We start from the raw sequence: 5,490 nt of genomic DNA on the forward strand, positions 1-5,490 counted from the left end.
GTGCGCTCCGGCAAGGCGCGCTACATCGGCGCGTCCAGCATGTTCGCCTGGCAGTTCGCCAAGGCCCAGCACGTCGCGGAGACACACGGCTGGACGAAGTTCGTGTCGATGCAGAACCACTACAACCTGGCCTACCGCGAGGAGGAGCGCGAGATGATCCCGCTCTGCCTCGACCAGGGAGTGGGCTGCCTCCCGTGGAGCCCGCTGGCGCGCGGGCTGCTCGCCGGTTCACGCGAACGCGGCGGCAAGCAGCTCACGGTCCGCGCGGGCAGCGACCAGTACGCCGAGGAACTGTACGGGGACACCGACTTCGACGTGGTCGACACGGTGCGCGAGGTCGCCGGTGAGCGGGGGCTGCCGCCCGCACAGATCGCCCTGGCATGGTTGCTGGGCAAGCCGGCGGTCAGCGCACCGATCGTAGGCGCGACCAAGCTGAACCATCTGGACGACGCGGTCGCGGCGGTGGGGGTGTCCCTCAGCGAGGAGGAGATCGCCCGACTGGAGGCCCCGTACCAGCCACACCGAGTCCTCGGCCACTCCTGACGTGATGACGTGACTGCCCGTCGGCCATGCCGACGGCTCTCCGGGACCGTCGGCGGCCCCGGCACAGCCGAGGCCGGGGAGCACACGATCCGGGCCACCGCCTGGACCTGCCGAGCGTCAAACCGGCGCGGCCTTCGGCTCTCGCCCGGGAGCGCGCCGCCTCACGCGTAATTGATCAGCTGGTTCACCGATCGCGTCAGTCGATGCACGCCCGGCGCGCGTAGGCCGTGCTGTGGGTGAGGGTCGGGCCGTATCCTCGCCCCTGCGAGATCGTGAACCGGGGCTTGCCGGCTCGGCCGCTCAGCGTAGCTGTGGATCCATCTCCAGCAGCTGCTGGTCGGCGGGGCTCGGTGCCGGCAGGCTAGAGCGCCGCTTGGAGGATCGCGAGAACCTGCTCCTCGGTCGGCAGCAGAGGGGTGTTACGCGTGACGGCGTCGGCGAGCGCCCCCTGTGCGATCGGTTGCAGCATGTCCGGTCGGACGCCGAGTTCGCGCAGCGGCTGCTTGATGCCGAGCGCGCCGGAGATCGTGTGTACGGCGTCGATCACGGCCCTCGCCCAGTCTCCGTCGGCGGGCGGGGCGAGGCGCAGGGCCCGGCCTGCCTGCTCGTAGGCGTCCTGCGCGGCCGGTGCGCCGAACTCCAGCACTTCTTCCAGTACGGCGGCGAGGGCGACGCCGTGCGGCGTGGCTGTGTGGGCGGTCAGTGCGTGGCCGATGCCGTGGACCAGCCCCAGGCCGGAGATGGTGAGGGCCTGGCCGGCCAGGTGGGCGCCGACCATCAGCTGTGCGCGGGCTTCCAGTTCAGCCGTCGCGGTGGGCGGCGGGCAGCCAGCGGCCGACCACGGCGACGGCCTGGGCCGCGTAGGCGACGCAGACCGGGTTGGCGCCACGTGAGGCGAGCGACTCGATGCCGTGGACCAGGGCGTCGATGCCGGTCGCGGCGGTGATGCGTGCGGGCAGGCCCAGCGTGAGTTCCGGGTGGAGGAGCGCGATGCGGGGCTTGACCGAGGGGTGGCCGATGTAGACCTTGCGGCAGGCGGCGGTGTCCTCGATGACACCGAAGCCGTTGGTCTCCGCTCCGGTGCCCGAGGTCGTCGGGATCGCGATCACCGGCAGGCCGTCGAGCGCCTCCCAGAGGGCGTCGGCGTCAGCGGCAGCTGCGTCGGCGTTGCCGGCCAGCAGCGAGATGCCCTTGGCGGCGTCGAGGACCGAGCCGGCGCCGAGCGCGGCGACGACCGCGGGGCCGAAGGCGCGCGCTTTCGCCGCGCCTTCGTCGACGTTGCCGGTCGAAGGGTTGGCGCCGACCCCGTCGTACACGCCGTACTCGATGCCCGCCGCGTCGAGGGCCCTGAGCACCTGGTCCACGATCCCGGCTGCCCGCAGCCCGTGGTCGGTCACCGGGAAGACGCGGTTTGGCTGTGAACGATTTCTCTGGCCTCGTGCGAATGAGACCGCAAAGGGCTGCCGTTGTGTCTCATCGGCGACAGCGGCACCGGCAAGTCGCACCTGCTGATCGCGCTGGGCACCGAGGCCGCCATGGCCGGCTTCCGGTCAAGTACGTCCTGGCGGCCAAGCTCGTCAACGAGCTCGTCGAGGCCGCCGACGAAAAGCTGCAGACCAAGACGATCGCCCGCTACGGACGGGGCGATCTTCTCTGTATTGACGAGCTGGGCCATATGGAGCTGGACCGGCGCGGCGCCGAGCTGCTGTTCCAGGTTCTGACCGAGCGCGAGGAGAAGAACAGCATGGCCATCGCCTCCAACGAGTCCTTCTCTACGTGGCCCAAGACGTTCACCGACCCGAGGCTCTGCGCGGCCATAGTGGACCGCCTCGCCTTCGGCGGCAACATCATCGAGACCGGTACCGACTCCTACCGACTCGCCCACACCAAGGCCCAGCTGAGCGGCGGCTGACCGATGACCAACAGAGGAATCACCGGAGCGCGAACGACGCCCGCTGCTGCCACCTTGTTCCGTCGTGGACTATCAGATCGACCGACAACACTCGGCCATTAACGGGAAGCCGGCCGCGAATGTCGGCCTCGGCCTCCTCCAGCACGGCATCGTCTTGCCCCTGGGCGATGGTCAGATGCGGGACGACCTCGTCGAACTGCCCGCCGAACGGCGGGGTCTCCGGCCACCGGTCCGCGATCGCCTCGGTGAGCCGACGGAACGGGAGGTCCGGTTCGGGAACGAGATACAAGATCCCCGGGAATCGACCGCAGTGCTCGAACCGGACCTCGAAGGGCCGGTGACGCCCGATCACTTCTCCGATGGCAGCGCAAGCACCGTCATCGATGCGACTCTCGTCGAGAAACGGGAAGAGGACGGTGACATGGGCCGGAACACCCGCACGGGCTGAGGGGTCCAGCCGGTCACGCCACGCTCGAACAGCAGGTTCTGCCTCGGGGACCCTCACGATGAGTCCCGACTGCCCTGCCTGAAACTCACCGGAGTCGTCGCTTGCCATCGCACATATGTATCAGCGAGCCCAGAACGACAGCGACCTGATTACGATCGCGGGCGGTTGAACCCACGGTCGGCACCCAACGTGACCCTCGCTCAGGTGGGGCCAATCGACTTGTTCACGACGAGCACCCAAGATCGCTAATTGGGGCCAGCAGACTCGTTCCCCTGGGGCCAATGGACTCGTTCGAAGCCAGAGCACCCCAATGGGAAGGCCCTACATGCCACAGGCCCACCGCGAAGATCAGCGACAGTAAGCCCGTGAGGAGGAAGTTGACGGTCTGCGCCCACCCGGCGCGGCCGAGGGAGAGCGAACTGACGGGATGACGGAACGGTTGATAGTCCACACGGCTGGCGCCTTCCAGTAGATACGCGACGGTGAACACAGGGCCAGCGGCCATCCCGCAGGCAAGAAGCGCTTGACTACCCATCATGTCAACATAGGTTGACGAGGTGGGGCGCGTCAACCTATGTTGACATGGCTGTGAGCGTCCCCCGAGACTCGCTCAGGCATCGACTCGTGCGTCTGCTCCGCGAGATCAATTGCGGAACAGCCCTCAGGGTCCCTGACCGGCATCCGAACTCCACGACTACAGCGACCCCGTAGTGGGGCCAATCGCTCGTTCGCGACGAGCCTTGAAGATCGCCAATCGGGGCCAGCAGACTCGGGGCCGATGGTCAGCTGGCTGGGGGTGAACTCGCCCATGGTGTACGGCTCCTGGAGATGCTGTGCTTCCAGGCCCATCTGGCCTGCTGCTTCTCTGATTTGGACCCTCTGAGCTGGTGCACCGCAACTTGGCCCGGACGCACGTCAAGTCCTCTCGGACGCGGTATGAAACAGCGACGGGGGAGGGTTTCAAGAGGCCCGCTTCCGCGCCGGTGGGCGGGTGAGGGAACGCTGAGCCCCTGCACGCGCCAACAGTCGGGCGGGTTGTCCGATCCCGCCCTGACCGGGATGTCCCGTTAACAACTCGACGCGCTCGCAGGGACTTTGTCCCTCGACGGCGATGCCCGGCGCGGCCGTCCACCCCGGCTCGCCTTCTCCGAACAGATCCTGGCCACCGGGTCTGCCCGGATGTCAGTGACGGTGGGGCTTCGCCAAGGTGGTGACCATGCTGCGGCGTCAGGAGGTTATCGCCGGTCCGTCGGTGACGACGACCAGCAGCCGTCCGCAGTCGCCGCCGGGAGTGGTGGCAGCCCGCCGCACGCGAGCCCACTGCGGCTGATGCAGCCACTGCGCCTCGGGGAGGTGCTCGGGCCCCTGTGACGCGGGTGCGGCCGGGTCCGGCGTTTCGGTGGGCGGCGGGGCCGTGCGGTCGAGGGGGGTTCCGCGTCGGGTGTCGACAGCGAGGCCGATCACTGACCGTCTTCCAGCCGCTCAGGTGAGCCCTTCTCGGTAACGTCTCGTGACGGTTCGTGCTCTTCGATCAGCTGGTGCGGCCGCGTTCCATCTGGAGCAGGACGAGGGCGGCGCGGGTGATCCGGGTGATCGCCTTGGGGTCGAGGCTGACTCTGTGCAGAGCCTTGAAGGTCACCTTGAGCAGGGCGTTGGCGCGTTCGGCCACGCCGTGGACGCCTCGGATGACGGAGTTGAACGCCTGGGCGTCGTTGGTGAGTTCGCCGCCCTTGGGTTTTTTGGCCGGGTGGCGGAGGCCGGCCCCGGCGTTCTGGTAGCCGAGGTCGGTCAGGGTGGGGATGTCGAGGGTGTCGGTGAGCCGGTTCAGGGCGGCGATCAGGCCGTGGGTGCGGGCGCAGGTGGTGTCGTGCTCGCGGCCGGGCCGGACCGGCGAGACCCAGAGCGGCCAGCCGTCGGGTGCGGAAATGACCTGGACGTTGCCGCCGTGGTGTTTGTGCCTGCCCGGCCACCACAGGTCGGCCTTGTTCGGGCCGGGGCGGTGACGCGATCGGAGGATGACGGTGCTGTCGAGGTTGAGGTGTGTAAAGCCGGCCGTGGTCGCGCGCTCCAGTGCGGTGGACAGGTCCGGGGCGTGGTCGGCGAGCACGGTCAGCCCTTCGTGGAGGTAGCGGTAGGCCGTCGGGACGGAGATGTGGTTGTCGCGGGCGAGTTGAGTCAGCCGGGGTACCGTCCAGGAACCGGCGCAGGATCAACACGCTCTGTTTGAACGGCCCCAGGGCGCGGGTGCCCTTTGCGGGTCCCGAGACGCTCGCGGTGTTCGAGCAGCTTCGCGAGGGCCTCAGCAGTGACCCGGCTGACACCGAGCACGCCGGTGTAGGTGACACTGGTCAATGCGTGAAGCCTCTCGGTACCCGGGACCTGTTCTTCGCGGACCCGTTCCTACCAGGGGCTTCTCGCGTATCTGATGCCGGGTCAAGCCCGCCTGATGTCCCTAGTCAGGAAGATCTCGGATCTGTCGGACGGGCGGGCATACTCTGAGCCCCGTCCGCACTATCTGGGAGAGTCATGACAAGTAGGTTCACCGAGTTGGCCGTTGACTGCCACGATCCGGAGAGGCTCGCGGCCT

General features: G+C 68.3%; 6 protein-coding genes and 2 pseudogenes. 2 read left to right on the forward strand and 6 right to left on the reverse strand.

Annotated features, from left to right (window positions below):
• On the forward strand, positions 1 to 543 hold a 543-nt coding region (locus KVT44_RS55160), incomplete at its 5' end, for an aldo/keto reductase (RefSeq protein WP_217576764.1).
• Positions 544 to 904: 361 nt separating this feature from the next.
• Here the strand turns inward: KVT44_RS55160 and KVT44_RS59685 are convergent.
• Together KVT44_RS59685 and KVT44_RS59690 are read right to left on the reverse strand one after the other, a co-directional pair.
• Positions 905 to 1,321, reverse strand: a complete 417-nt coding sequence (locus KVT44_RS59685; protein WP_254651222.1) for an iron-containing alcohol dehydrogenase — start codon at positions 1,319 to 1,321, stop codon at positions 905 to 907.
• 22 nt (positions 1,322 to 1,343) lie between these two features.
• Positions 1,344 to 1,940, reverse strand: coding sequence for an iron-containing alcohol dehydrogenase (locus tag KVT44_RS59690; protein WP_308314425.1), 597 nt, complete (start codon positions 1,938 to 1,940; stop codon positions 1,344 to 1,346).
• 30 nt (positions 1,941 to 1,970) lie between these two features.
• Between KVT44_RS59690 and KVT44_RS55170 the strand changes: the two are divergent.
• Positions 1,971 to 2,455: pseudogene (locus KVT44_RS55170) on the forward strand (ATP-binding protein); the annotation flags it as partial.
• 19 nt (positions 2,456 to 2,474) lie between these two features.
• Here KVT44_RS55170 and KVT44_RS55175 read toward each other — a convergent pair.
• The 4 genes and pseudogenes from KVT44_RS55175 to KVT44_RS55190 form a co-directional block, all read right to left on the reverse strand.
• Positions 2,475 to 3,011 (reverse strand): 2'-5' RNA ligase family protein, encoded by a 537-nt coding sequence (locus KVT44_RS55175; RefSeq protein ID WP_217576766.1) that lies wholly within the window; start codon positions 3,009 to 3,011, stop codon positions 2,475 to 2,477.
• Positions 3,012 to 3,126: 115 nt separating this feature from the next.
• Positions 3,127 to 3,441, reverse strand: a complete 315-nt coding sequence (locus tag KVT44_RS61360) for a DUF998 domain-containing protein (RefSeq protein WP_368857619.1) — start codon at positions 3,439 to 3,441, stop codon at positions 3,127 to 3,129.
• Positions 3,442 to 4,130: 689 nt separating this feature from the next.
• The gene (locus KVT44_RS55185; protein ID WP_217576770.1) at positions 4,131 to 4,367 is read right to left on the reverse strand and encodes a hypothetical protein; all 237 of its coding nucleotides are present in this window, start codon (positions 4,365 to 4,367) and stop codon (positions 4,131 to 4,133) included.
• Between the two features lie 67 nt (positions 4,368 to 4,434).
• Positions 4,435 to 5,255: pseudogene (locus KVT44_RS55190) on the reverse strand (transposase family protein).
• Between the last annotated feature and the right edge of the window lie 235 nt (positions 5,256 to 5,490).

The sequence above is a fragment of the Streptomyces sp. GbtcB7 genome, assembly GCF_019091445.1.
GTDB lineage: Bacteria > Actinomycetota > Actinomycetes > Streptomycetales > Streptomycetaceae > Streptomyces > Streptomyces mirabilis.